The sequence below is a fragment of the Enterobacter cloacae complex sp. AR_0002 genome (assembly GCF_001922365.1).
Taxonomy (GTDB): domain Bacteria; phylum Pseudomonadota; class Gammaproteobacteria; order Enterobacterales; family Enterobacteriaceae; genus Enterobacter; species Enterobacter hormaechei_C.
In genome coordinates this window covers 1,074,384-1,099,918 of the sequence record NZ_CP018814.1, presented here as the reverse complement: position 1 = coordinate 1,099,918, position 25,535 = coordinate 1,074,384, and the positions used below count along the sequence as shown (strand labels likewise).

Genomic DNA, 25,535 nt, shown 5'->3' with positions numbered 1-25,535 from the left:
ATTATCAATTCTTAATTATTGCTATTGCCGTTTTCTCTCCAGTAAGATGGGCGCAATTGCTGTCCGTCTGGAGTGAGTAAGGTGTATGTCACCCACCATCTATGATATTGCCCGTGTTGCTGGCGTTTCGAAATCAACCGTGTCGCGCGTTCTGAATAAACAAACGAATATTTCTCCTGAAGCGCGCGAAAAGGTGTTGAAGGCGATAGAAGAATTAAATTATCAACCGAATAAACTTGCCCGCGCACTCACCTCTTCTGGCTTCGACGCCATTATGGTTATTTCGACCCGTTCAACCAAAACCACCGCAGGGAATCCGTTTTTCTCTGATGTACTGCATGCCATAACGGCAAAAGCAGAAGAAGAAGGTTTTGATGTTATTTTACAAACGTCCAAAAGCAGCGAAGATGATCTGCAAAAATGCGTGGGTAAAATAAAGCAGAAGATGATCAAAGGGATCATCATGCTAAGCTCGCCGGCGAACGAGTCTTTTTTCGCGACGCTGGACGAATACGGTGTGCCCGTGGTCGTTATTGGTAAAGTGGAAGGCAATTACCAGAATATCTATTCTGTCGACACGGATAATTTCCACGACAGCGCCATATTAACCGACTCATTTATCAAACATGGTCGCACTAAAATTGCCTGCCTGCATGCCCCGCTAGATTATCACGTTTCTATCGATCGCCTGGCGGGCTATAAATCGAGCCTTGAGAAGCACGGTATTGCGATTAATCCGGACTGGGTTATTGATGGCGGATATACCCATGAAAGCGCGCTTCAGGCGGCCTGTCAGCTACTCTCATCAGACAACCCGCCCGATGCGGTTTTTGCGACGGACAGCATGAAATTGCTGAGTCTTTATCGTGCCGCGGATGAGCTAAATCTGACGATCCCGGAACAGGTCGCAATGGCAGGATACAGCGACCCGATGCTATCTCTCATTTTAACCCCTGCACCAGGCGGTTTTGATATCCCCACGAGAAAGCTGGGCGAAGAGAGCTGCGATTTGTTGTTCAGGTGCATTGCGGGTAAACCTGCCCCGCATAAGGTATTGGTTGAAACGCATTTTTCAGATGCGGCTTCATTACGCTAAAAACCAGGGGCAAACGCCCCTGGTAACATCCTGTCAGAACGCGTAATTCACGCCGATCCCCGCATAGTGGAAGCGATCGTTTTCGCCTTCGTCATGGTTTTCCCATTCGTAGGCATATTCCAGCGTCATGGAAAGGCCATTCGCAAAGTCATAAGCATAGAGCAATCCCAGACGATTGAAATCATGCCCTTCACGTGTCGGATCGTCCTGCCAGTCCCAGTTTGTCCAGCGGTCAAGCCCAAGACGAGTATACGGCGTCAGGGTTGTCTGTCCTAATGAAACAGGCATATACGCACGGATTTCCTGAGTGGAGAATTCACCGTTATTACGTGAACTGTCCATATTGAAACCCCGCTCTAAATAGTAATTAACTTTTGCAGAGACGGTTTCGTTAATTGTCCAGGTAAAACCGGTTTCCGTTTCAACACGGCTGTCAGAATAACCGGTTTTTGCCAGGTCATTCGCAAACTGGTACATGGCAAACCATCCGCCAAAACGCCAGTCATCGGTTAATTTTACATCCCAGTCCGGTTGAATTTTATAGCGCTGCATATTTGCGCTGCCCGCTTTCGCGCCATCCTCATCTTTGAAATGATAGCTGTAATTACGGAAACCACCCGTCAGTCCCAGCGTGAAATCATCGGTACCAATAATACGATAGCGTAATTCTACTTCGGGACGATCGAAATAGGTGCCGCGCGTCATGCTACTGTAATCAACCGGCCCTTCCTGATACATAGCCAGCGAAATGGTCCATGCATCCCAAGTGGCATTAAACCACACGGAGGGTTCATATAATCCATCTTTATCGTCGGCCTGACCTTCGACGTTTTCAATTTCATACATGGCGCCAATATTAAATTCCCACTGTTTGGCTGATTCAGTTGCTTGCGCGCAGCTCACCCCTGCGCACAGGACGAGCGCAGCACTTCTTAGTAGAGTACTCATTAAAATATTCCTTTATAATTAACATACAAAAAACCGGAAACTTTCATTTCCGGCGAATACCTTTCTTATCTAATAGCTGTTTCAGTATCAGCATCGAAGAAATGGCACTTATTCATATCGAACTGGATGCCGATATTATCTCCGGCAACGTAATCATCCGCCGCTCCCGCACGGACAACCAGTTCATGCCCACCCACGGTGGCATAAAGCATAAATTCAGCCCCGGTCAGCTCAGCAACGCTGATCTTTGCCGTGATGTTTTCGCCGCTTTGCTGTACGGTGAGAATATCTTCCGGACGGATCCCAAAGACAACCGCTTTACGCTGGTAACCTTGCGCATTCAGTACGGCCAGCTTGTCCTCCGGGATCTCCAGACGCAGCGTTTCCGTCACAAAATAGCGGTCGTCGATTGCGCCACGAATGAAGTTCATCGCCGGTGAGCCAATAAATCCTGCAACGAACATATTCGCCGGTTCGTTGTAGACCTGCTTCGGCGCGCCCACCTGCTGAATGATGCCGTCCTTTAAAATCACGATGCGGGTCGCCATCGTCATGGCTTCCGTCTGATCGTGCGTCACGTAAATCATGGTGGTATTAAGCTTCTGATGCAGCTTGCTGATTTCAGCGCGCATCTGCACACGAAGTTTGGCATCGAGGTTGGATAAGGGCTCATCCATCAGGAACACCCCCGCTTCGCGCACTATCGCCCTGCCTAACGCCACGCGCTGACGCTGACCGCCGGACAACGCGCCAGGTTTACGCTGGAGATAATCGCGCAAGCCCAGGATCTGTGCCGCCCAGGTAACGCGTTCTTCAATGACGGAGGGCGCAATTTTTTGCATTTTCAGGCCAAACGCCATGTTGTCGTAGACCGTCATATGCGGATAGAGCGCATAGTTCTGGAAGACCATCGCGATATCACGGGACTTTGCGGGAACATCATTCATGCAAACCCCGTCAATAATCAGTTCACCCGCGCTGATCTCCTCGAGGCCGGCAATCATTCGCAGCGTCGTGGATTTCCCACAACCCGATGGACCGACGAAGACGATAAATTCTTTGTCTTCAATTTCGAGGTTGAAATCCTTCACCACGTGGACCTGGTTATCATAAATTTTCTGAATGTGTTTCAGAGACAGTTGAGCCATTATTAATTCCTTATCAATACGCCCGGGATGCCCAGAAAGCCGTCAGGCGTTCCCAGGTCAGTTCCTGCGTTGAATGAAGTTGTAATCCCGCATGGTTCAGGCCAGGCCCAATCCCGACCGACAGCATTCCTGCGGCGTTGATCGCATCTACCCCTGCGGCGGCATCTTCGATACCAATGGCCTCTTCAGGACGCACGTTCAGTCCTTTACAGGCCGCAAGGAAGATTTCCGGGTCCGGCTTTGAGCGGCTAATACGCGAAGCATCGGCGCAAAAATCGAAAGCCTGATGAATACCCAACGCGTGCAAAATCCCAGGAGCATTAAGCGATACGGATGCCAGGCCAATTTTGACCTTCGCGGCGCGAATATCCGCCAGCACGTCGCGAATACCCGGCAGCAGCGAATCCTGCGTCAGTGATGCCAGCGACTGGACGTAAAGCGCGTTTTTTCTCGTCGCCAGCGCCAGGCGCTGCTCGTCACTGAACATCCCCTCTTTCCCGCCATGTTTCAGAATGCGCTGGAGGGAGTCCATACGGCTTATTCCCTTCAGCTGTTCGTTAAATACTTCATCGAAGGTGATACCAATCTCCTCCGACACGGCGCGCCAGGCCAGAAAGTGAAGATGCGCGGTATCGGTGATCACCCCGTCCAGATCGAATACAACAGCGTTAAGCGTCATGGCGCCCCTCCGTGGTAGCGGTCCCATTAACAGGTACAAGAAAGTCCTTACGCTCACAGACCTTTCGCCCTGATACATGCAGCGTTTCACCCCACAGCGTCAACGTGACAGGTGCGGTGGTTTCAATGGTTAACTGGTCATCTTCACAGGTAATGTGCATTGTTGCGCCCCGCCACCGCAGCGGGAAGGCGAGTTTCTGCCAGTGAGCAGGCAGCTTCGGCGCAAGATGCAGCTCCCCTTCGCTAATGTGCAGGCCAGCAAATCCCTGGATGGCGCCCAACCAGATCGCACCGGTGGCGGCGGCATGAATACCGTCATCACTGCTGTGCGGGTCGTCCCCCAGGTCGATGGCAATCCCATCGCGCCAGAAGGCATACGCCCCCTCGGTGTCACCGCAGCGTGCGAGCACGATGCCGTGAATGGCTTTACTCAGGGATGAATCATGGATCGTGCGTGGCTCGTAGAACGCCAGATTGGCGGCACATTGCTGCGGCGTAAACCGTTCCGGCAGCAGGTAGTTAAGCATCACCACGTCGGCCTGCTTCAGGATCTGCATCTCGTTCACTTCCGCGCGAGAGTAATCAAGCAGAATGGTTTGCTTACCCGCTTTGGCTTTATAGCGGCTCAGATCGATGGCAGGTTTTGCCATGAAGGTATCATCCTGCGGGATCACACCCTCTGCGTCGGCCTCTGGCAGCCACAGGCGCGCCAGGAACTTACCGGCATTCTCCGTAAAACGCGCATCTTCACGCCCAAATTTCGCCATAAACTGACGCGCGCAGGCCACGTTGTGCCAGGCCAGATAGTTGGTGTAAGCGTTGTTGTTGACATGCTCGGTGTATTCATCCGGTCCGATCACGTCATGGATCTCAAGACGACCATTAATTTCCGTCGCGCGTCCCATCCAGAACGAAGCGGTTTCCATCAGCAGCGTCAGACCCTCATTGCGCATAAAGGCATCGTCGTGTGTTGCCTGCCAGTAAGCGACAACGGCCCAGGCAATATCAGCCACGATGTGGTGTTCAGCGAGTGCGGAGGCGACCTTCTGGCGAACCCCGGTGCGGATGTTAATGGCTGCGAATTCTGGCGTCTCTTCCTCTCCGCTGGCGGCGCTTTCCCACGGGAACAACGCGCCCGGCCAACCGTTACGGCGTGCTTTTTCACGCGCGCCAGAAAGATTCAGCCAGCGATAGCGCAGCAGGCTGCGGGCAATCTGTGGACGGGTAAACAGATGGAACGGCAACAGGAAAATTTCGGTATCCCAGAAGACGTGCCCTTTGTACCCTTCCCCCGTCAGCCCTTTCGCGGCAATGCTGCTTCTTTCGCTATGGGCTGGCGTCATTGTCGTCAGGTGCCAGACGGCATAATCCAGTGCAAGCTGATCCTGCTGTTCTGCACAAGTCACTTCCACCCGAGCGTCACGCCAGACCGCTTCCCAGGCGTACGCTGAGCTTTCAAGCAACGCATCGTAGCCTCTTGCCGCGCAGACTTTGAGATCGGCCAGCGCGTTGCGGGCGAAAGACTCCTGTGAGAGCGCTTTATCGCTGCGATGGGTCAGCCAGACGATCTTCTCAAGCGTGACGGTGTCACCTTGCGAGATAGTCAGAGAATGATGAACGCTGAGGCGACGATTTTTGGCGGTGAAACAGCTGTCGCTCTGAGCGGAGAGCTGACAAAACGCCGAAACAACAACTTCAGACGCCCGGTCCTGCGTTTCATACACACCCTGCATGTAGTGCTGGTCAAAAACCCTGACCGAGATTTCATCCAGATGCTGCCTGCCGCTGTTCGTCTGTGTCGCATCTATGCCGGTTTTCAGCACGGCCTGAGCGGCGCCATCAAGCGGTGTAATCGAGAGCCGCATTGCCACTAAGGGCAACTGGTCCAGCGAAACAAAACGACGGCTCTCGAGGCGATAGCGTTTTCCGTCCGGCGAACGCCAGACAACGTTACGATGCAGTTCGCCGTTAGCAAAGGCCAGCTCGCGTTGCCACTCAAGAATTTCGCCTGAAAGGAGCGTGAAATTGACGCCGTCCAGCTCAACTTCAACCCCGGTGACATCCGGCAGATTGATCAGCTCTGTGGTTTCGTTGCGTCCCGCGCGATGATACAGCCCCGCGAGATACATGCCTCTGGTCTGCTGGGTGTAATCTTCTTCATGCGTGGCGCGAATGCCCATGTAGCCATTGCCGCAGGCCATAATGGACGCGTACTTATTCAGGCTATGCGGGCAAAAGCTCGGATCGGTTAATACAGACTGGTTCAGCATAACGTCACGCTTTCCCCTGTTTCCGCGGCTTCATATAACGCCGCGACTAATTGCTGGATCACCAGCCCCTGCTCCGCATCGGCAATCATGACCGGCTCGCGCAATACGTGGCGAACAAACGCGTCCATACTGCGCAGATGTCGGCGATCGTCAGCTTCTTCCCGCTGGGTCAGCGTCTGTAAAACACCGGCTTCGTCGTTATAAATGTGTGCCGGGAACAGCGTTGCACCCGCCTTCTCACCGCAGAAAGAGACGTTCATGATCGACTGCTCGCGGATATTAAGCGCAAAAGAGGTATCCAGACGCAGAATGCCACCGTTGCAGAACTCAATCGTGCCAAACAGGGCATCTTCCACGGTAAACTGCGCAGGATCCCATTCGCCAAACTGGCCGGTGTGTTTCCGGTTCCCCAGTCTCTGGAAGCTGTGCGCGGTTACCCGCTTCACGGGCGGGAAACCCAGCACATACATCGCGGCATCCAGCATGTGAATGCCGATATCGATCAGCGGCCCGCCGCCCTGGAGCGATTTATTGGTGAAAACGCCCCACCCCGGCACACCGCAACGACGCAGCGCCTGCGCGGAGGTGAAGTAAATTTCACCGAGCGTTCCGTTCATTACCGCATCGCGCAGGAGCTGGGTATCCAGCGCAAAGCGATGGTGAAAATCGTACGCGAGGACTTTTCAGGCCTTGCGCGCCGCGAGACGCATCTCATCCGCCTGGTGCGGCGTCATCGCCGGCGGCTTTTCACACATCACATGACAACCTGCTTCGAGAGCCGCCATCACATGTTCAAAATGGAACCGGTTAGGCGAACAGACGCTCACCACATCCGGTTTTACTTCCTGCAACATCTCGTGAGCGTCCTGCCATGCCGATGGAATAGCATAACGTTCCGCGAACGCCTGTGCCTGCTCAAGGCGGCTGTCCATGACAGCCACCATTTGAACATCACTGCGCGTGGCGTAATACGAGGCATGCACTTTGTCTGCAACCTGCCCGGCGCCAATGATGGCGACGCGCAGAGGCAAAGGTGTAGAAGCACTCATCACGCTCGTCATCCTTAGCATTCACGCAAGTAAGTGAGAGAGTCCTTATAGGCCTGAGCCGGATCGTCGGCACGCACCCGGCACTCGTACACGACGTAACCCTGATAATTATCGGCACGCAGCTGATCGAACAGGCTGGCGAAATCGAGGCTGCCGCTGCCCGGCTGATAGCGGTGGTTATCAGCAATGTGCACATGACCCAGCAGGTCGCGGTTCTGATGCAGCGCTTCCGTCAGGGAGTCTTCTTCAATATTCATGTGGTAGAAATCACCGATGATCTGCACGTGCTTCAGGCCGTTCTCTTCGATATAACGACGCGCGTCGGCCAGAGTGTTGATCATATGATCCTGATAGCGGTTCAGCGGCTCCAGGTAGACGGTAGTACCGGTGCGCGCTGCCACCTCATCCAGCCAGCGCAGGGAAGCGCTGACCGCTTTGCGATCGCCGTCCAGACTACGTGGCGAAGTCATTGGCGGCAGACGGAAGGTAAACATCCCCCAGGCAGCCGGAACGATAATCCCCTTTCCGCCCACTTCTGCCAGCGCTTCCAGAATGCGTTCAATCTGCTGTAGACCGTTCAGGCGGCGTTCTTCAATGAAATCCCCGATCCAGCCATCGTATCCGCCACAGGCCGTCGTGACCGGCAGGCCGGTGGCTTTGATAGCCGCTTTTACTTCGTCGAGGTTTTCCACCAGCAGTCGGCCATCAATTTCGTAGCCATCAAATCCCATCGCTTTGATGTATTCGAATTTTTCCATGATAGCGGTCGGGAAAAAGGCCTGGTTTTGTGTTGCGATTTTCATGATTGCTGTCCTTAGCTTAAAAAGTGACGCCCATTTTGATACTGAGTTCCGGGTGCTGATCGACATACTTCATATAGCTTTCCGGGCTGGTGGTGAAGGTGACGACCGGGTCGATCAGATCTTCGCAATTGAGATAACCGTTCATCAGCAATTCCCAGCAGGTCTCTTCAATACGCTTGCGGCTCCAGCGCGGATAATCCGGGTTGGGTTCACTGCATGCGCGGGAGAAGACAATTTTGGCGTTATTGAAGTGTGCTTCGCGACCAAGGTTGAAGCCTGCCGCAAACGGCTTGGCGAAAGCCACGTAGGAGATCGTTCCACCGTAGGCGAGACCGCGCAGCGCAGATTGCAGCGCATCTGCAAATCCGCTGGTTTCGATGATCACATCGGCGCCCTGCTTGCCGGTCAGTTTCTTAATTTCCAGACCGACATCGGTACCGATTGGGTTCAGGCAGTGGTCTGCACCGTGACGGCAGGCGATCTCACAGCGATGTTCGATAGGATCGACACCAATAACCACTGACGCACCGGCTTTTTTCGCCAGCTGAATCGCAATCTGGCCAATCGCGCCCAGCCCCACAACCACGACGAAATCCCCTACGCGGACGTTAGCATCACGCACGCCGCTCATGGCGAACTGCGCCGGATCGTAGCAAACGGCGTTTTTCCAGGATGCGCCCTGCGGCATTTTGCGCAGCTTATAGTTGTTCACCGCGTTTACGATGACCGTTTCCTGCAACGGGCCGTAGCAGCAGACGCTGTCGCCGATCTGGTATTCCGTCACGTCCGCACCACATTCGATAATGTCGCCGACGATCATGTTCCCCAGCTGGAATTTACCAAATTCGATGCCGCGCGCTGCACCTTTTTCACGCGGGGTAAACATCTGCCACTCAGCGTTGAACTCTTCATCGATGAACGGGCTTGCCGCGCGGAAATCCACGACTTCGGTGCCGTGTTTCGGGGCACCATAACGGGCACGAATCTTCACCTCATGTGCTGCAACAGGACGATCTTCGTATTCCACCAGCGCCGCTACACGAGGCGCTGTCGCAACTAATTTTTTCATGACTGACTCCTTGTTAATATCGGCCGCCTCAGCCCTTCACGCCGCCGGCGGTCAAACCACTTTTAATGAAACGTTCAGACAGGGCATACATAATGACGACCGGAAGTGCCGTTACCAGCGATGCCGCCATCATGCGACCCCAGATGTAATCTGGCGTACTGAAGAGCGTGTTCAGCCCCACCGGCAACGTGAAGTTGCTGGCGCTGGACAGGAAAATGGAGGCGAACAGATAGTCATTCCACGCCACCATGAAGCAGTAGACAAAGACCGACACCAGACCCGAGATCGCCAGCGGCACGGTGATGCGGAAGATGATTTGCAGGCGGTTCAGGCCGTCCATCATCGCGGCTTCTTCGATTTCGTCCGGGATGGTGTCGAAATAGCTGCGCAGCATAAAGACCGCGGTAGGCAACGTCTGCGTCACCATGGTGATGATCAGCGCCAGTTCGGTGTCATAAATGCCGAGCGCGGTGATGATTTTGAACAGCGGCACCACCAGCAGGATCCCGGAGAACATATAGACGGTGTAGAAGCTCGCATTGATCGTCGTGCGCCCTTTAAAGCGCAGTTTGGATAACGCATACGCGCCCAGCGTACCGAGAAACACCGCAATGACCGAGGAGGTCAGCGACACCACCATGCTGTTACGGAAGTAATCCACAAACGGGAAAATCAGCGGGTTAAAGATGTCGATGTAGTGCTGTAGCGTCCACTCCTGCGGCAGAATGGTCGGGTGCAGCGAGATCGCCTCTTTCGCGCTTTTGAATGACGTCATCAACATTGCAAAAAACGGAAACAGCGTGATAATCAGGAATACCGCCAGTCCCAGATAAAAACCGATACGGCCCAGAACGCGTTTATTTGTTGCCATTGAGGTTTACCCTTTTTCTGGTCAGCAGAATGACCGCGAAGATGATCACAAACAGCACAACGGAAATGGCGGCTGCTTTACCCAGGTCATTGAACGCAAAGGCGGTTTTGTAGAGATATACGCCCAGAATGTCGACCTTGGTGGTGAGCAGATACACATCCGCAAACATGTAGAACATCCAGATGGTTCGCAGCGTGACCACCGTGGCCAGCACCGGCATGATGGCGGGCAGCGTCACGATACGAAAACGCTGCCAGGCATTCGCTCCGTCCATCTCTGCCGCTTCGTACAATGATTTATCAATGGTCTGCAAAATTGCGAGGAATGAGATAAAGGCGTACGGGAAGTAACGCCAGATGGCGAACAGCACAACCAGGACAAAACTGCTGCCAGGATTATCGAACCACAGCGGCGCCTGATCGTAGAGATGCAGCAGATCAACGCCCAGGTAGTTCACAATCCCGTAGCCGTTGTTGAACATGTATTTCCAGGCAAATACCAGTGAAATAGACGGCGTCACGTAGGACAGAATCACCAGTGAACGTGCCGTTTTCCGCATGCGGAATTCACGGTTAAAGAAGATCGCTACGGCCAGTCCCAACCCTGTGCTGCCGAGCACGACCAGCGCCGTATACCAGAACGTCATCCACAGGGAGTGCCAGAACGCAGCATCGCCCAGAATGCGAATGTAGCTATCCAGGCCGACGAACACCGCATCAATACGCGGGTTCAGCGGTAAACGTAAAAAACTGATTTCAATGTTGGAAATCATTGGCCAGGCCACCAGGCCCCCCAGCAAAATCAGGCTGGGGGCCAACAGCAGCATGGCGAAAGGCATATCTGAACGACCAGAAAACAACGTCTTCATAATTCCCTTCGCAAAGCGCTCCTATCGTTGTGAGATCAGGTCAGTCAGTTTCTTCTGGCTGTTGCTTAACGTCGCATTGAGATCTTTTTGTCCCACCGTTACGTTATGCACCATAGAACTGATAATGCCGGACCCGGTAACATCTCCCATGCGGGTAAAGTTTTTGTCGCCTACGGCGCCAAATACCTGGACGTTCGGGAACTGCGCAATCAGCTCGTAAGGCAGTTGACCAAAGGCTTTGATCACGTCGTTGTTTTTCCAGCTCTCAGTGCCCACCACGAGTTTGTTCACCGGCAGCGCCGCACCAGGGGACATCATCACCCAGTCAGACGCGTTTTGAGCCTGCTCCATCCAGGTCACAAATTTTTCTGCCGCCTGCGTTTCCTCTTCGGTCTGGCCGGTCGTGATCGTCAACGAGGTGATCATGCCGTACACGGCTGATGATTTTTCCGTCGGGACCACGAACCCCAGGTTGGCCGGATTGCCATCTTTGTAGACCGCGGGCAGGATATAGGTGGAGTAAACGGCCATCGGCGCAGAGCCGTTCATGAAGGCGTCTTTGATCTCCATGACATCATTCGAGCCCGGCATGGTGTTCGCGGCCAGTGCCCGATAAAACGCCAGCGCTTTCGACATTTCAGGGGTATCGATTTTCACGTTGCCGTTTGCATCAAAGACGTTGGCTCCGCCTGACAACGCAAACTGCGAGAAAGCCTGCTCGGTCATGACGCTTTCTGCGGTTGGCAGCGCGATACCGTAATGTTTTTTCGCCGGATCGTTGAGCGACTGACTGGCCTTGAGCAGTTGCTCCCAGTTGTGCGGTTCTTCGATTCCTGCTGCCGCGAGCGCATCTTTGTGATACCAGACGCCGGACAGCCAGGCGCTAACCGGCACCCCCGTCCATGCCTTGCCGTCTTCAGTGCGAACAACGCGTAAAATGCCGTCATAAAAGGTATCTTCACCGACGGCTTTAATCGCGTTGCCGATCGCGTCACGGTCCAGCAGTTGCTCTTTATCCATGACTTTGGCGTAGTCATGGCTGACTTCAATCACTTCCGGCAGCGCGCCGGTACGGGCCAACGTAATGACCTTGGTGTTATAGGCATCTTCCTCAACGGGTACCTGTTTCACCGTAATAGTCGGGTTCTCTTTCTCGAATTTTTCGATCAGTTTCGTAATAACTGCCTGACGCTCCTGTTCTACCGACGAGTGCATAAACTCAATTGTGACCTGAGATGCTTTATCGTCCTTACAGCCTGATAACAGGGCGCACGAAACCAGTGCTGATAACAGCACAATTTTGGGCATTTTCATTTTAGGGTCCTTTTTAGTTTTCTTTAATCCACATTACCTGCCATGGATTGAGGTTCAGTTCCGTACCGCTAATATCGTGTCCTGATAGTAATTCCTTACCAAAGAGCGTTTGTCCATAAATGGTCTGCATTTTATTGCTAAAATTAAATAATGCTGTCATTCGCTCGCCATTTTCAGCAACACGAACAATTTTAAGAATATGTTCGCCGATTGCGTCAAAAATAGCCTGGCTATCCGGATGGAACGCACTCTCGCCGCGACGAATAGCAATAAGCTCACTCAAACGAGAATAAATTTGATAACGAATACTCTTCTTATTATTGAGTTCCAGATCAACCTGACCTGCGGTGTATTTCTTCCTGTTTATTGCGCGGTTATATCCAAGACGTTCGACACCTTCATAATCGTTACGCGAACCGAGAATGCTTTGAATATATACAGCCGGTACGCCAGGAAAACTTAACAACACAGCATGCGCCAGGATGAACCGCGCAATGCGCTCATCATCTGAGCTGTCTCGCAAACTCAACGCATCAAGATAGGTGACATTAATTTCATAGGGGCTTCGCGTACCGTCAGGATTATTTTTCCAGTTGACCAGCGCGCCTTCCTGCTGAAGCTTTTCAACCAGCGAGAGGATCTCTGATTCCGGAAGGATGCCGCGTAACGGGTTCAAACCGATACCATCATGCGAGGCCAGGAAATTAAACCAGGTGGTTTGAGTTGAAGGCAGCGCCAGTGACCCCGCCCACTGGCATAGGGCTTTAACATCCTGACGATGAACAGCATGCAGCACCAGCGGAGGTAAGGAAAACTGATAGACCATCTGGGCTTCATTTTCACCATCACTGAAGTAAGAGACATTGTCTTTGTGGGGAACATTTGTCTCAGTGATGATCACCGTTCCAGGCGCCACAGCGTCCGTAATGGCGCGGAACAGCTGGATAAGGCAATGGGTTTGTTCCAGATGGATACAGGTGGTTCCCGGGATCTTCCACATAAACCCGACCGCATCCAGACGGATATAACGCGCCCCTTCCATGAGGTAATGGAGCAGAACGTCAACCATGGCAATCAGCACCTGCGGCGAGGCGAAATTGAGATCGATCTGGTCATCGCTGAATGTGGTCCACAGATGACGAACGCTGCCATCATGAAGCGTGAACGGCGTCAGCAGCGGTAATGCGCGTGGACGCGTCACCGCGGATAAATCGGTTTCGGGGTCGACAGAAATAAAGAAATCTTCGTAGCCCGGCTTCTGCGCAAGATAATTAGCAAACCATTCGCTTTTCGCTGACATATGATTGCAAACGAAGTCAAACATTAAGCTGGCTGAATGTTTTAATTCCGCGACATCTCGCCAGGTTCCTGTTTCAGGAGCAACCTCGTGATAATCAATAACGGAAAATCCATCATCCGAAGACCACGGATAAAAAGGTAACAGATGGACATGGGAAAACGTACGAGAAAGCCATTCATTATAGAACCGGGTAAATACCGGCAACGCTTGCTCCCCTTTTGTGGAGAACTGATCGGCATAGGTAATCAGCACAACGTCTTTTTCATCCCAGCCTGACTTACGCTTTTCCGTAATATTAGCCGCCGCTTTTTCAAGCTTAGTTAATAACACGTTAAGGTGTGCATCTGAAAATGATTCACCGTAGATATGATTGATGAGTTTTTTAATTTTTGCGTTCACATTATTTTCCATGGTAGCGGTCCCACGGAGTGGCAATCTACTCCCATGAAAAATATCTGTCAACGGACCCGGGGGCAGAAAGCAGCATTCTCAGCGCAGCGCAACGCATTATTGTGAGCTGCCGCAAAGAAAGCAGAAAAGCAGAAGAAACGCAGAAAGGAAAGTCATGCCCCTTCTCTGGGGGAGAAAGGGCTTATGCGGGAGGAACTAGCGTGACAGGTAGCGCCGGGAAACGCGTTTTGCCAGTTTCTGTAACAGCGGCTCCAGAGCGACCGCCAGCATCATTCTGACCGGCTTGCGGGCAACAGACTTGATCGCCCAACCCGCCACACCGGCCGGGCCATAACGTAACGCCGTCATCAGAACCAGTTTACCTGCGATTTTCAGGCCGGGTTTTACCTTCTGACCGGCCTGTTGCCAGTTTTGTTTCATGTAAGTTCTCTCTTAAAGCTGACGAAAACGACTTCTCAGCGTAAAGGTATCGGAGGTGACATAACGTTCCATCTCGCGCAATCGCTTCTCCCCTGCGCTCAGCTGTTCATCCACCGCGTTAAGGAGATCGCTGCCGGTTGGCGTGTTCTCAGCATTCAGCTCACCTTCCGGCATAGGATCGAGTACAAACGACAGAATGATGTAGGCCACCAGCGTAATAAAGGCCAGGCCGAAGAAAATCGACAATACCGTGACCACACGCACCAGTTTTACCGGGACATCCAGATAGTGCGCCAGCCCGGCGCAAACGCCCCGAACCATGCCCTGCTGTGGGATCCGCCACAGTTTTTTATTCAGAATCAGTCCAGCCATTACCGTTCCCTCCAGTTCGGGTGTTCCGCGTCCAGGATCGCTTCCAGCGCCTGAATACGTTCGCGCATTTTATTTGCCTCGGCAGAGAGCTGCGCCAGCCGCTGTTGTTCACTCTGCGACAGCTCACCGCGTGAAGAGCGGTTGCTGTAGTGCAGCCATAACCAGATGGGCAGAACAAACAGCACGAAAATGGTCAGGGGTATAGCCAGAAAAAGCGCGCTCATGTGTACTCCTTGTCTAACGATGCGGCACGCTCAGGTGCCGCAGGAATTATTATTGGTTGTCTTGTTTCATTTTGGCTTTCAGCGCAGCCAGTTGCTCGCTAATTTCATCATCGGCCTTCAGGTCAGCAAACTGCTGATCCAGGGTTTTCTGCTTACCGATGCTGTGGCTTTCGGCTTCCGCTTCCATGTGGTCGATACGACGTTCAAACGATTCGAAACGCGCCATTGTTTCATCCAGTTTGCCGCTGTCCAGCTGGCGACGCACGTCGCGGGACGAGCTTGCAGCCTGGTGGCGCAGCGCCAGCGCCTGTTGACGTGCACGGGTTTCGCTGAGTTTGTTTTCAAGCTCACCAATCTCTTTCTTCATACGCGTCAGAGTATCATCCACCAGCGTCACTTCATGTTCCAGCGTGGCAACCATGTCGGTCAGCTTCTGCTTCTCAGTCAGCGCAGCGCGGGCCAGATCTTCTTTATCTTTACGCAGCGCCAATTCCGCTTTTTCCTGCCACTCGTTAAGCTGGGCAGTCGCCTGCTCGATACGACGTGTTAACTGCTTTTTCTCTGCCAGCGCGCGGGCGGAGGTGGAGCGTACTTCAACCAGCGTGTCTTCCATCTCCTGAATCATCAGGCGCACCAGCTTCTGCGGATCTTCCGCTTTCTCCAGCAGCGAGTTGATGTTGGCGTTCACGATGTCGGCAAAACGAGAAAAAATACCCATAATTCAATCCTCATAGTTCTGTTATCGGGCGATGCCCTGCTGAACAGATAATACAAATCCCATGCCAACTTTTTATCTTATTGATTTTACTCAATGTGATTGATATTTATCCATCCAGCGGCTATTCTCACCTGGTGAATATCACTAAGGAGTGGTTAATTTCATCATGGCTGAATATAAAGATAATTTGCTTGGCGAAGCCAACAGCTTCCTGGAAGTGCTTGAACAGGTTTCGCGCCTCGCGCCGCTGAATAAACCGGTGCTGATTATCGGTGAGCGCGGAACGGGTAAAGAACTTATCGCTAACCGCCTGCACTTTCTGTCTGGCCGCTGGGACGGCCCTTTTATTTCCCTTAACTGCGCGGCGTTGAATGAAAATCTGCTCGACACCGAGCTGTTTGGTCATGAAGCTGGCGCCTTTACCGGCGCACAAAAACGCCATCCCGGACGCTTTGAGCGCGCCGATGGCGGAACGCTCTTTCTCGACGAGCTGGCGACCGCGCCGATGCTGGTGCAGGAAAAGCTGCTGCGCGTCATTGAGTATGGCGAACTGGAACGCGTTGGCGGCAGTCAGCCGCTCCAGGTTAACGTTCGCCTGGTGTGCGCTACTAACGCCGACCTGCCCGCGATGGTGGCAGAAGACAAATTCCGCGCCGACCTGCTGGACAGGCTGGCTTTCGATGTCGTTCAGCTGCCGCCGCTGCGGGAGCGGCGCAGCGATATCATGCTGCTAGCCGATCAATTTGCCATTCAGATGTGCCGGGAACTGGGTCTGCCGCTCTTTCCGGGCTTCAGCGAACGGGCCACCGGGACCCTGCTCGATTACCACTGGCCGGGCAATATTCGTGAACTGAAAAACGTGGTGGAACGGTCCGTTTACCGGCATGGCAGCAGCGAGACCGAACTGGACAACATTATTCTCGATCCGTTTCGTCGCGAGGATAAACAGCCCCCGGCTCCGGCGACGCGCCAGCAGGATCCGGCGTTGCCGCTCGATTTACGCCAGTTCCAGCATCAGCAGGAAAAAAACTTGCTCGAGCAGAGCCTGAAAGAGGCGAAATATAATCAGAAACGGGCGGCTGAACTGCTGGGCCTGACCTACCATCAGTTAAGGGCATTGCTCAAAAAACATCAAATGCGCTGACATTATCAGCACTTACCCCCAGACATTTTTACGAAGCAGGCGTAAGTGCGATACACTTTGCAGATCGAATCTAAAAACCTTAAAAACTATGCGCCTGGTTTTATCGTCCCTGTTTGCACTCGGTCTGTTCAGCAATCTGGCCTTTGCTGCGCCCGATCGCGCTGTGCCCCCTGATATCCGAGAGAGTGGTTTCGTCTATTGCGTCAGCGGGCAAGTTGATACCTTTAACCCACAAAAAGCGGGGAGCGGCCTGATTGTTGATACGCTGGCCGCACAGCTCTACGATCGCCTGCTCGACGTCGATCCTTATACCTATCGGCTGGTTCCGGAGCTTGCTGAAAGTTGGGAAGTGCTTGATAACGGTGCTACATACCGCTTTCGTCTACGCGATGATGTCGCCTTTCAGCACACCCCGTGGTTTACGCCAACCCGTAAACTCAACGCGGATGACGTGGTTTTCACCTTCCAGCGCATATTCAACCGAAATCATCCGTGGCATAACGTTAATGGCGGGAACTTCCCCTATTTCGACAGTCTGCAATTCGCGGACTCGGTCAAAAGCGTTCGTAAGCTGGATAACCGCACGGTTGAGTTTCGCCTGACTCGCCCGGACGCCTCCTTCCTCTGGCATCTGGCGACGCACTACGCCTCGGTCATGTCAGCCGAATACGCAGATCAGCTGACGAAAAAGGATCGTCAGGAACGTCTCGATCGTGAGCCTGTGGGCACAGGTCCGTTCCAGTTAGCAGAGTACCGCGCCGGACAATACATTCGCCTGCAACGCCACGATCGTTTCTGGCGCGGCAAACCGCTGATGCCGCAGGTAATTGTCGATCTGGGTTCAGGTGGAACAGGCCGACTCTCCAAACTGCTGACCGGCGAGTGCGACGTGCTTGCCTGGCCTGCGGCCAGCCAGTTGACCATTTTGCGCGACGACCCACGCCTGCGCCTGACCCTGCGCCCGGGAATGAACATCGCTTATCTGGCGTTTAACACCGATAAGCCGCCGCTGAATAATCCGGCCGTGCGCCATGCGCTGGCGTTAGCGATCAACAATCAGCGTCTGATGCAGTCGATTTACTACGGGACCGCGGAAACCGCCGCCTCTATTCTTCCGCGCGCCTCCTGGGCCTATGACGGCGAGGCGAAGATTACCGAATATAATCCGGCGAAAGCGCGCGAACAGCTTAAAGCGCTGGGGGCAGAAAACCTGACGCTACAGCTGTGGGTGCCCACCAGCTCTCAGGCGTGGAACCCCAGCCCGCTTAAAACGGCTGAGCTGTTGCAGGCTGATATGGCGCAGGTGGGCGTTAAGGTGATCATCGTGCCTGTCGAAGGCCGTTTCCAGGAGGCGCGTCTGATGGACATGAATCACGACTTAACGCTGGCTGGCTGGTCCACCGACAGTAACGACCCGGACAGCTTCTTCCGTCCTCTGCTGAGCTGTGCGGCAATCAACTCCCAGACCAACTACGCCCACTGGTGTAACCGGGAATTTGATGCCGTGCTGCAAAAAGCGTTGGCGTCTCAACAGCTTGCCTCACGCATTGAGGCCTATGATGAAGCGCAAAATATTCTGGCCAGAGAACTTCCCGTGTTGCCGCTTGCCTCTTCCCTGCGCCTCCAGGCCTACCGTTACGATATTAAAGGGCTGGTACTCAGCCCGTTTGGTAACGCCTCCTTCGCGGGCGTCACCCGTGAGAAAGAACGAGAGGTGAAGAAACCATGATTATATTTACCTTGCGTCGGCTGCTGTTACTGCTGGTCACCCTGTTCTTCCTGACCTTTGTCGGCTTTAGCCTGAGCTACTTTACGCCGCACGCCCCGCTTCAGGGCTCATCCCTCTGGGACGCCTGGCTGTTCTGGTTTAATGGCCTGCTACACTGGGATTTTGGCGTGTCCAGCATTAACGGACAGCTCATCTCCGAGCAGCTGAAAGTGGTTTTCCCGGCCACCATGGAGCTGTGTGTACTCGCCTTTGGCTTTGCCCTCATGGTGGGGATCCCGGTGGGGATGCTGGCGGGCATTTATCGTAATAAGTGGCAGGATAAATTCATCAGCGCGCTTGCCTTAATTGGCTTTTCCATCCCTGTTTTCTGGCTGGCGCTACTGCTTACCCTCTTCTTCTCACTGACGTTAGGCTGGCTGCCGGTATCTGGCCGTTTTGATCTGCTGTATAACGTGCAAACGGTGAGCGGCTTCGCCATCGTTGACGCCTGGCTTTCTGATTCAGTCTGGCGCGACGAAATGATCGTGAGCGCGCTGCGCCACATGGTGCTGCCGGTGCTCACGCTGGCCGTCGCGCCGACGACCGAAGTAATTCGCCTGATGCGTATCAGCACTATCGACGTCTTCGATCAAAACTATGTGAAGGCCGCCGCCACGCGCGGACTGTCTCGCCTGACGATTCTCCGTCGCCATGTGCTGCACAATGCGTTGCCACCCGTAATCCCACGTCTTGGGCTGCAATTTTCAACCATGCTGACGCTGGCGATGATCACCGAGATGGTTTTCAGCTGGCCGGGCCTTGGACGCTGGATGATCAACGCCATTCGCCAGCAGGATTACGCGGCGATCTCTGCCGGCGTGATGGTGATTGGCTCCCTGGTCATTATTGTTAACGTTGTTTCCGATATTTTGGGTGCCATGGCCAACCCATTGAAGCATAAGGAATGGTATGCCTTACGATAACGTCTACAGCGAAAAGCGCACGCCCGGTGCGCTACGTACCGTGTGGCGTAATTTTTACGGCGACACCACGGCGATGATCGGCTTTTACGGCTGCATTGGCCTCGTGTTGCTGTGCGTTTTGGGTTCGTGGTTTGCACCGTATGGCATCGATCAGCAGTTCCTTGGTTATCAGCTTTTACCGCCGTCGTGGTCGCGTTACGGGGAGGTTTCGTTCTTCCTGGGGACTGACGATCTCGGACGTGACGTGCTAAGTCGTTTACTGAGCGGCGCCGCACCTACGGTAGGCGGCGCGTTCGTGGTCACCCTGGCTGCCGCGATCTGCGGCCTGGCGCTGGGCATTTTTGCCGGCTCAACCCACGGGCTGCGGTCGGCCGTGCTTAACCATATTCTTGATACCCTGCTCTCTATTCCTTCACTGCTGCTGGCGATTATCGTCGTGGCCTTCGCGGGGCCGCACCTCACCCATGCGATGTTCGCCGTCTGGCTGGCCATTCTGCCGCGCATGGTGCGTTCGGTTTACAGCCTGGTTCACGACGAGCTGGAAAAAGAGTATGTCGTCGCCGCCCGTCTGGATGGCGCCACCACGTTTAATATTTTGTGGTTTGCCGTGCTGCCTAACATTGCCGCCGGGCTGGTGACGGAGATCACCCGCGCCCTGTCGATGGCGATTCTGGATATCGCAGCGCTGGGCTTCCTGGACCTTGGCGCGCAGCTTCCCTCCCCGGAATGGGGCGCCATGCTCGGCGATGCGCTGGAGCTGATTTACGTTGCGCCGTGGACGGTCATGCTGCCGGGCGCGGCCATCATGGTGAGCGTGCTGCTCGTTAACCTGCTGGGCGACGGGATCCGCCGCGCAATCAATGCAGGGGTGCAATAATGCCGTTACTCGATATCCGCAACCTCACAATAGAAATTAAAACGGGCGAAGGCTGGGTCAAGGCCGTGGATCGCATCAGCATTACGCTCGCAGAGGGCGAAATCCGCGGGCTGGTGGGCGAATCGGGTTCGGGGAAAAGTCTGATCGCCAAGGCCATTTGCGGCGTGGCGAAAGACAACTGGCGGGTGACCGCCGATCGTATGCGCTTCGACGACATCGATCTGTTGCGTCTCTCCCCGCGCGAACGCCGCAAACTGGTGGGCCATAACGTCTCGATGATTTTCCAGGAGCCGCAATCCTGTCTCGATCCGTCCGAGCGCGTCGGGAAACAGCTGATGCAGAACATCCCCGGCTGGACCTATAAAGGCCTCTGGTGGCAGCGTTTCGGCTGGCGTAAACGTCGTGCCATTGAGCTGTTGCACCGTGTCGGGATCAAAGACCATAAAGACGCGATGCGCAGTTTCCCCTACGAACTGACCGACGGTGAATGCCAGAAAGTGATGATTGCCATCGCCCTGGCGAATCAGCCGCGTCTGCTGATTGCGGACGAACCAACGAACGCGATGGAGCCAACCACCCAGGCGCAGATTTTCCGCCTGCTCACGCGTCTGAACCAGAATAACAACACCACCATTTTGCTGATCAGTCACGACCTGCAAATGCTGAGCAAGTGGGCGGATAAAATTGATGTAATGTATTGCGGCCAGACGGTAGAAACCGCGCCAAGTGAAGACCTGGTGACGACGCCACATCATCCCTACACGCAGGCGCTGATCAGGGCGATCCCGGACTTTGGCAGCGCGATGCCGCACAAAAGCCGTCTGAATACGCTGCCTGGCGCGATACCGCTGCTGGAATCGCTGCCCATTGGCTGCCGTCTGGGACCACGTTGCCCGTATGCTCAGCGTAAATGCATTGAAACACCGCGCCTGACAGGGCCGAAAAACCATCTGTTTGCCTGTCATTTCCCGCTGAACATGGAGAGAGAGTGAAATGGTCGAAACCTTACTGGAAGTACGTAACCTGAGTAAGACCTTTCGCTATCGCACCGGCCTGTTTCACCGTCAGACCGTCGAGGCGGTTAAACCGCTGAGCTTTACGCTGCGCGAAAAGCAGACGCTGGCGATTATCGGTGAAAACGGCTCGGGCAAATCGACCCTGGCAAAAATGCTCGCGGGCATGGTCGAGCCAAGCGGCGGTGAAATACTGATTGACGATCATCCTCTGGAATTTGGGGACTACTCTTTTCGCAGTCAGCGCATCCGGATGATTTTTCAGGATCCGTCGACGTCCCTGAACCCGCGCCAGCGTATTTCCCAGATCCTGGATTTCCCGCTGCGGTTGAATACCGACCTGGAGCCGGAAGCGCGTCGCAAACGGATTGTCGAAACCCTGCGTCTGGTAGGCCTCCTGCCCGACCATGTCAGCTATTACCCGCACATGCTGGCCCCGGGCCAAAAACAGCGTCTCGGTCTGGCCCGCGCGCTGATCCTGCGCCCGAAAGTTATTATCGCCGACGAAGCGCTGGCGTCGCTGGATATGTCGATGCGTTCGCAGCTCATTAACCTGATGCTGGAGTTACAGGAAAAGCAGGGGATCTCTTATATTTACGTGACTCAGCACCTGGGCATGATGAAACACATCAGCGACCAGGTGCTGGTGATGCACCAGGGAGAAGTGGTCGAGCGCGGCAGTACCGCTGACGTACTGGCCTCCCCGCTCCATGACCTGACAAAACGCCTGATTGCCGGACACTTTGGTGAAGCATTGACGGCGGACGCGTGGCGTAAAGATCGTTAGCCGTTGCGTAACCCGCTTGCCAGCAGAGTAAACACCTCTATGGCATGCGGAAGGGTCTTCTGCGGTTCATCACTCGCGGCAATAAGCAGAGCCGCATTCAGCGCAGCGCCGTTCAGCAGATGGGCTGCGACTCTGGCATCCATCTTTTTGATTACGTTGCACTCCATCATTTTTTCGATGGTCTGACGGGTCGACTCAAGGCAGTTGTTCTGGCTGGGCCATTGCGCCGGGTCGCCCAGAACAGCCGGGCCGTCAAGAAGGACGATACGCTGAACTTCCGGAACGAGCGCCATTTTGATATAGGCGATGCCCTCCGCCAGCAGTCGCTCCCAGTCATCATCGGCGGCGGCGGCAATCGCTTTCGCGTTTGCTGCCATTTCGCTGTCTATCTGCGCGACCACCGCCGCCAGTAATCCCTTCTTGTCGTTGAAATTATGATATAGCGCGCCGCGTGTTAACCCCACGCTTGCCGTGAGTTCATCCATTGACGCTGCGGCATAGCCTTTTTCAGCAAATGCCTTCCGCGCCGCCTGAATCATTTTCTCGCGATTTTCCTGGGCCGTTTCAGCACGACGTTTTGTAGCCATGGGACTTCCTTCATTAAGCGGTAATTATAATTTGACATACGCGGCGTATGTGGATTACATTTTTGACATACATCGCGTATGTTACTTCTACTGCGTAACCACAACAATACCTCTGACAGAAAAGGAAAAGCCATGCATCCACGTGACCCCGTCTTTCCGGCTAATCGACATGCCCTCTATGAAGAGCATGGCTATTCAGCAGCAATCCGCTCTGGCGATCTGTTATTTGTTTCCGGTCAGGTTGGCAGCCGCAGCGATGGCACACCTGAACCCCACTTCCCAGCTCAGGTGCAGCTGGCGTTCGATAATTTACGGGCGACTCTGGCAGCCGCAGGGTGTACTTTTGACGATCTGATTGATGTCACGACATTTCATACCGATCCTGAAAACCAGTTCCCCGCCATCATGGAGGCAAAAAAACTGGCGTTTCCGCACCCCCCCTACCCAAACTGGACAGCAATAGGCGTTAACTGGCTTGCGGGTTTTGATTTCGAAATTAAGGTTATCGCCAGGATCCCTACGCCCGCGAATTAACATCTGGCAGCAAACTGATTTACCGTTAAGCTATCACTGACGCACAAATGAAAGACAGCATCAGCAACTATATTCTCTCCTGGGTAGAAGAAAATAACTTTACTATTTTACACATCGGTGATTTGGTTGCAGATATTGGATACAGCAGAAGAACCATCGAAACATGGTTTAAAGAGAAGTATCGGCTCTCTTTAGGTGAATATATTCTCCGACGGAGGTTAAGCCGTGCCGCCATTATGCTGAGAATGACGTCGATTCCGGTGACGGATATTGCGTATTTATTCCATTACCAGAGCAGTCAGGGATTTTCCAGAGCCTTTAAAAAAATGATGGGGCTGACACCCTCTGAGTACAGATGTGCCAGAGGGTGGAATTTTGACATCTTACAGCCCTCTTTTTTATTAAGCGAACATGAAACGCCTGAGCTCGAGGTATGCTATCTGGATGAAACGTTTATCTATACGCATGAATTTATCGAACACGATCATCTTTTTGATACCTCAGTGCATGATATTACTAAAAAAATCAAAAAGCTCCTGACAGAAAACCGCCATGATATCGATAAAATTATTCTGATGCCCCGCCGCCCCGAGTTAGGCAAAAGCCGATCGTATCTGGTCGAGGTATTAATATCGTACGCGTTACAAAGCGACACGGTGACAAATAAAAAATCCTGCATTGTGCGTGGGAGATACGCAAGAATGCCCTTTAGCGGTAGCTGGGAAATCTACAGCGCGTTTAACAAGATTGCCTTCGTTAAGGCGATGGTAAATCAACGCCTGACGTTGCGCGACGGTATTTACCTGATGAAAATTAATGGGTACAGCGATGAGTGTGTCGATTTTGATGTTTTCATCCCCATCCTGTAACCTCAGCTTCATTCAGCCTGTCTGGTAACAATTCTGTTTTTACCGTTGTGCTTAGCCTCATACAACGCCTCGTCCACGTCACGCATAATATCATTGCCGTTGACGTTATTCTGAATGGCTGAGCACACGCCGATACTTAATGTGACCTTTACAGGGAGAGCATAATGATAGCCCGGCCCGGTGCGCTGTTGAACGTTCTGGCGAATACGCTCTGCGACGGCAATAGCCTGCTTACCGTCGGTATCCGGCAGCAGCAGACCAAATTCCTCGCCTCCCAGTCGGGCAAAGATGTCGTTATCGCGAATGCTGTCTTTGATAATATCCACGACCGCCAGAATCACGCGATCCCCCACAAGATGGCCCCAGTTATCGTTAATCGACTTAAAGTTGTCGATGTCCAGCATCATAATGCTGGTCCCCTTTTCTGTCCTGAGGGAGCGGACCCGCGGAAGTGCCTCATAAAAATATTTACGGTTGTAGATCTGAGTAAGCGGATCGCGATCAACCCGATCGCCGAAAATTTTCAACAGGTTAAAGACATGGAACATTAAGGTACAAATCACAAATAATTTGCTGAGGACCTCTACTGCCCGGCTGATATACCAGAGCGACAGATTGTAGGTATCAAGCAGTAAGAGGAAAAAATTGTAAACGATGGCGGAAAGGCAAACCACAATAATACTGTTCCAGATCCCGGACGCCAGGCGTGTAACAGAGATCATATAACAAAGTAAAGCCGACCAGAGCAGGATCAGAACGTTTAAGTACCTGATATCCCAGACAGGATAATGATGTTCATCTTCGTATGCTGCAATCGTTAATGTCCAGGCCGGATGGTAGCTGCTGAGATAATGGGCCAGCATCGGAAACATAACCAGTGTCATCATTAATGCTAACGTCATGCTGATCTTATTTCGGAATCTGAGCGTGGATCGTCTCGTGATTTTTTCCACACGGACCGCCAGCGCCAGTAATACGATAAAGCTCAGCTGCCGAAAAAAATAGAATACCGCCGTATCGTTGGTTTTTGCCGCCTGGGTAAAACCAGCATGCTCCGGAAGCTGAATGACAATGATCGTCTCAATGAAATAAACCAGCCCACTAAGAAATGCCAGGCTCAGAATGAATAAGGAAAAACGCGATCGGTCGGAGGCATACAGCATCTGGATAAAAATAAAGATAATGGTATCCAGAAAGAACAGCGCAATCATGACGATCAAATAGGTGGTCATAGGCACCCTGAAACCAGGATTATCATTCACGCAAAAGGAGTTCACCGCGATTATAAGCGCAAAAAGCGCCGCACCTGACAGCATGATCAGTTTTTCGGCCAACGTTATATTTTTCATCTTCCTTCTTACCGCACACAGATAAAGACGCAAAATGGCATAGCCGTTATCGACCCTCGCGCAATTTTAAAGCGTTTAAAGGGCTAAACGGATCATTTTGCGCAAAAGGCGCTGGACACATCAGC

25 protein-coding genes and 1 pseudogene are annotated in these 25,535 nt (G+C 53.2%); 9 read left to right on the top strand and 17 right to left on the bottom strand.

Annotated features, from left to right (window positions below):
* Nucleotides 1-85: 85 nt before the first annotated feature.
* Entirely contained in the window at nucleotides 86-1,096 is a 1,011-nt protein-coding gene (locus AM329_RS05475) for a LacI family DNA-binding transcriptional regulator (RefSeq protein WP_003856881.1), read from the top strand.
* Between the two features lie 33 nt (nucleotides 1,097-1,129).
* Here the strand turns inward: AM329_RS05475 and AM329_RS05470 are convergent, their stop codons facing one another.
* The 15 genes and pseudogenes from AM329_RS05470 to pspA all read right to left on the bottom strand — a co-directional run bounded on the left by AM329_RS05470 (nucleotide 1,130) and on the right by pspA (nucleotide 15,559).
* A complete protein-coding gene (locus tag AM329_RS05470; protein ID WP_032609320.1) occupies nucleotides 1,130-2,044 on the bottom strand; it encodes an OmpG family monomeric porin in 915 nt (304 codons plus the stop codon).
* Between the two features lie 65 nt (nucleotides 2,045-2,109).
* On the bottom strand, nucleotides 2,110-3,192 hold the full coding sequence (locus AM329_RS05465) for an ABC transporter ATP-binding protein (protein ID WP_032609322.1): 1,083 nt from the start codon (nucleotides 3,190-3,192) through the stop codon (nucleotides 2,110-2,112).
* Nucleotides 3,193-3,205: 13 nt separating this feature from the next.
* Nucleotides 3,206-3,871, bottom strand: coding sequence for a beta-phosphoglucomutase (gene pgmB, locus AM329_RS05460; protein WP_032609324.1), 666 nt, complete (start codon nucleotides 3,869-3,871; stop codon nucleotides 3,206-3,208).
* Nucleotides 3,861-6,140 carry a glycoside hydrolase family 65 protein gene (locus AM329_RS05455; RefSeq protein ID WP_032609327.1) on the bottom strand — a complete coding sequence of 760 codons (2,280 nt, stop codon included), beginning with the start codon at nucleotides 6,138-6,140 and terminating at the stop codon, nucleotides 3,861-3,863. Before AM329_RS05455 ends, pgmB begins: the two co-directional genes overlap by 11 nt.
* Nucleotides 6,134-7,192, bottom strand: a pseudogene (locus tag AM329_RS05450) (Gfo/Idh/MocA family protein). The gene AM329_RS05455 and the pseudogene AM329_RS05450 overlap by 7 nt, the downstream one beginning before the upstream one ends.
* 11 nt (nucleotides 7,193-7,203) lie before the next feature.
* Nucleotides 7,204-7,992: a sugar phosphate isomerase/epimerase gene (locus tag AM329_RS05445; protein ID WP_003856868.1), complete on the bottom strand. Its 789-nt coding sequence runs from the start codon at nucleotides 7,990-7,992 to the stop codon at nucleotides 7,204-7,206.
* A gap of 16 nt (nucleotides 7,993-8,008) precedes the next feature.
* Nucleotides 8,009-9,061: a zinc-binding alcohol dehydrogenase gene (locus tag AM329_RS05440; RefSeq protein WP_023324788.1), complete on the bottom strand. Its 1,053-nt coding sequence runs from the start codon at nucleotides 9,059-9,061 to the stop codon at nucleotides 8,009-8,011.
* A gap of 28 nt (nucleotides 9,062-9,089) precedes the next feature.
* The gene (locus AM329_RS05435) at nucleotides 9,090-9,932 is read right to left on the bottom strand and encodes a carbohydrate ABC transporter permease (protein ID WP_032609330.1); all 843 of its coding nucleotides are present in this window, start codon (nucleotides 9,930-9,932) and stop codon (nucleotides 9,090-9,092) included.
* A complete protein-coding gene (locus tag AM329_RS05430) occupies nucleotides 9,919-10,800 on the bottom strand; it encodes a carbohydrate ABC transporter permease (RefSeq protein WP_032609332.1) in 882 nt (293 codons plus the stop codon). The genes AM329_RS05435 and AM329_RS05430 overlap by 14 nt, the downstream gene beginning before the upstream one ends.
* A gap of 21 nt (nucleotides 10,801-10,821) precedes the next feature.
* Nucleotides 10,822-12,114, bottom strand: a complete 1,293-nt coding sequence (locus AM329_RS05425; protein ID WP_003856860.1) for an ABC transporter substrate-binding protein — start codon at nucleotides 12,112-12,114, stop codon at nucleotides 10,822-10,824.
* A 13-nt stretch (nucleotides 12,115-12,127) separates the two neighbouring features.
* The gene (locus AM329_RS05420) at nucleotides 12,128-13,825 is read right to left on the bottom strand and encodes a sugar phosphorylase (protein WP_032609335.1); all 1,698 of its coding nucleotides are present in this window, start codon (nucleotides 13,823-13,825) and stop codon (nucleotides 12,128-12,130) included.
* Nucleotides 13,826-14,020: 195 nt separating this feature from the next.
* On the bottom strand, nucleotides 14,021-14,245 hold the full coding sequence (pspD, locus tag AM329_RS05415; RefSeq protein WP_003856857.1) for a phage shock protein PspD: 225 nt from the start codon (nucleotides 14,243-14,245) through the stop codon (nucleotides 14,021-14,023).
* Nucleotides 14,246-14,257: 12 nt separating this feature from the next.
* A complete protein-coding gene (gene pspC / locus AM329_RS05410; RefSeq protein ID WP_032609337.1) occupies nucleotides 14,258-14,617 on the bottom strand; it encodes an envelope stress response membrane protein PspC in 360 nt (119 codons plus the stop codon).
* On the bottom strand, nucleotides 14,617-14,841 hold the full coding sequence (gene pspB / locus AM329_RS05405; protein WP_003856853.1) for an envelope stress response membrane protein PspB: 225 nt from the start codon (nucleotides 14,839-14,841) through the stop codon (nucleotides 14,617-14,619). Before pspB ends, pspC begins: the two co-directional genes overlap by 1 nt.
* A 49-nt stretch (nucleotides 14,842-14,890) precedes the next feature.
* Nucleotides 14,891-15,559, bottom strand: coding sequence for a phage shock protein PspA (gene pspA, locus AM329_RS05400; RefSeq protein ID WP_032609340.1), 669 nt, complete (start codon nucleotides 15,557-15,559; stop codon nucleotides 14,891-14,893).
* 151 nt (nucleotides 15,560-15,710) lie between these two features.
* Between pspA and pspF the strand changes: the two genes are divergently transcribed.
* The 6 genes from pspF (at nucleotide 15,711) to sapF (ending at nucleotide 22,071) form a co-directional block, all read left to right on the top strand.
* Nucleotides 15,711-16,703: a phage shock protein operon transcriptional activator gene (gene pspF, locus AM329_RS05395; RefSeq protein WP_161353897.1), complete on the top strand. Its 993-nt coding sequence runs from the start codon at nucleotides 15,711-15,713 to the stop codon at nucleotides 16,701-16,703.
* 88 nt (nucleotides 16,704-16,791) lie between these two features.
* Complete coding sequence (gene sapA / locus AM329_RS05390; RefSeq protein WP_032609343.1) at nucleotides 16,792-18,432, top strand: ABC transporter substrate-binding protein SapA; 1,641 nt, start codon at nucleotides 16,792-16,794, stop codon at nucleotides 18,430-18,432.
* Entirely contained in the window at nucleotides 18,429-19,394 is a 966-nt protein-coding gene (gene sapB, locus AM329_RS05385) for a putrescine export ABC transporter permease SapB (protein ID WP_003856845.1), read from the top strand. Before sapA ends, sapB begins: the two co-directional genes overlap by 4 nt.
* Complete coding sequence (gene sapC, locus AM329_RS05380; RefSeq protein ID WP_003856843.1) at nucleotides 19,381-20,271, top strand: putrescine export ABC transporter permease SapC; 891 nt, start codon at nucleotides 19,381-19,383, stop codon at nucleotides 20,269-20,271. The genes sapB and sapC overlap by 14 nt, the downstream gene beginning before the upstream one ends.
* Nucleotides 20,271-21,263, top strand: coding sequence for a putrescine export ABC transporter ATP-binding protein SapD (gene sapD, locus AM329_RS05375; RefSeq protein WP_032609345.1), 993 nt, complete (start codon nucleotides 20,271-20,273; stop codon nucleotides 21,261-21,263). The genes sapC and sapD overlap by 1 nt, the downstream gene beginning before the upstream one ends.
* 1 nt (nucleotide 21,264) lies before the next feature.
* Complete coding sequence (gene sapF, locus AM329_RS05370; protein ID WP_003856838.1) at nucleotides 21,265-22,071, top strand: putrescine export ABC transporter ATP-binding protein SapF; 807 nt, start codon at nucleotides 21,265-21,267, stop codon at nucleotides 22,069-22,071.
* On the opposite strand, the gene AM329_RS05365 is transcribed toward sapF, so the two are convergent.
* Complete coding sequence (locus AM329_RS05365; protein ID WP_003856836.1) at nucleotides 22,068-22,658, bottom strand: TetR/AcrR family transcriptional regulator; 591 nt, start codon at nucleotides 22,656-22,658, stop codon at nucleotides 22,068-22,070. The two genes, sapF and AM329_RS05365, sit on opposite strands and share 4 nt — an antisense overlap.
* Before the next feature lie 132 nt (nucleotides 22,659-22,790).
* Between AM329_RS05365 and AM329_RS05360 the strand changes: the two genes are divergently transcribed.
* Together AM329_RS05360 and AM329_RS05355 are read left to right on the top strand one after the other, a co-directional pair.
* Complete coding sequence (locus AM329_RS05360) at nucleotides 22,791-23,192, top strand: RidA family protein (RefSeq protein WP_032609346.1); 402 nt, start codon at nucleotides 22,791-22,793, stop codon at nucleotides 23,190-23,192.
* Nucleotides 23,193-23,239: 47 nt separating this feature from the next.
* Nucleotides 23,240-24,061, top strand: a complete 822-nt coding sequence (locus AM329_RS05355; RefSeq protein WP_032609347.1) for a helix-turn-helix transcriptional regulator — start codon at nucleotides 23,240-23,242, stop codon at nucleotides 24,059-24,061.
* An 8-nt stretch (nucleotides 24,062-24,069) separates the two neighbouring features.
* Here AM329_RS05355 and AM329_RS05350 read toward each other — a convergent pair whose 3' ends face one another.
* The gene (locus AM329_RS05350; RefSeq protein ID WP_032609348.1) at nucleotides 24,070-25,410 is read right to left on the bottom strand and encodes a GGDEF domain-containing protein; all 1,341 of its coding nucleotides are present in this window, start codon (nucleotides 25,408-25,410) and stop codon (nucleotides 24,070-24,072) included.
* Nucleotides 25,411-25,535 lie beyond the last annotated feature (125 nt).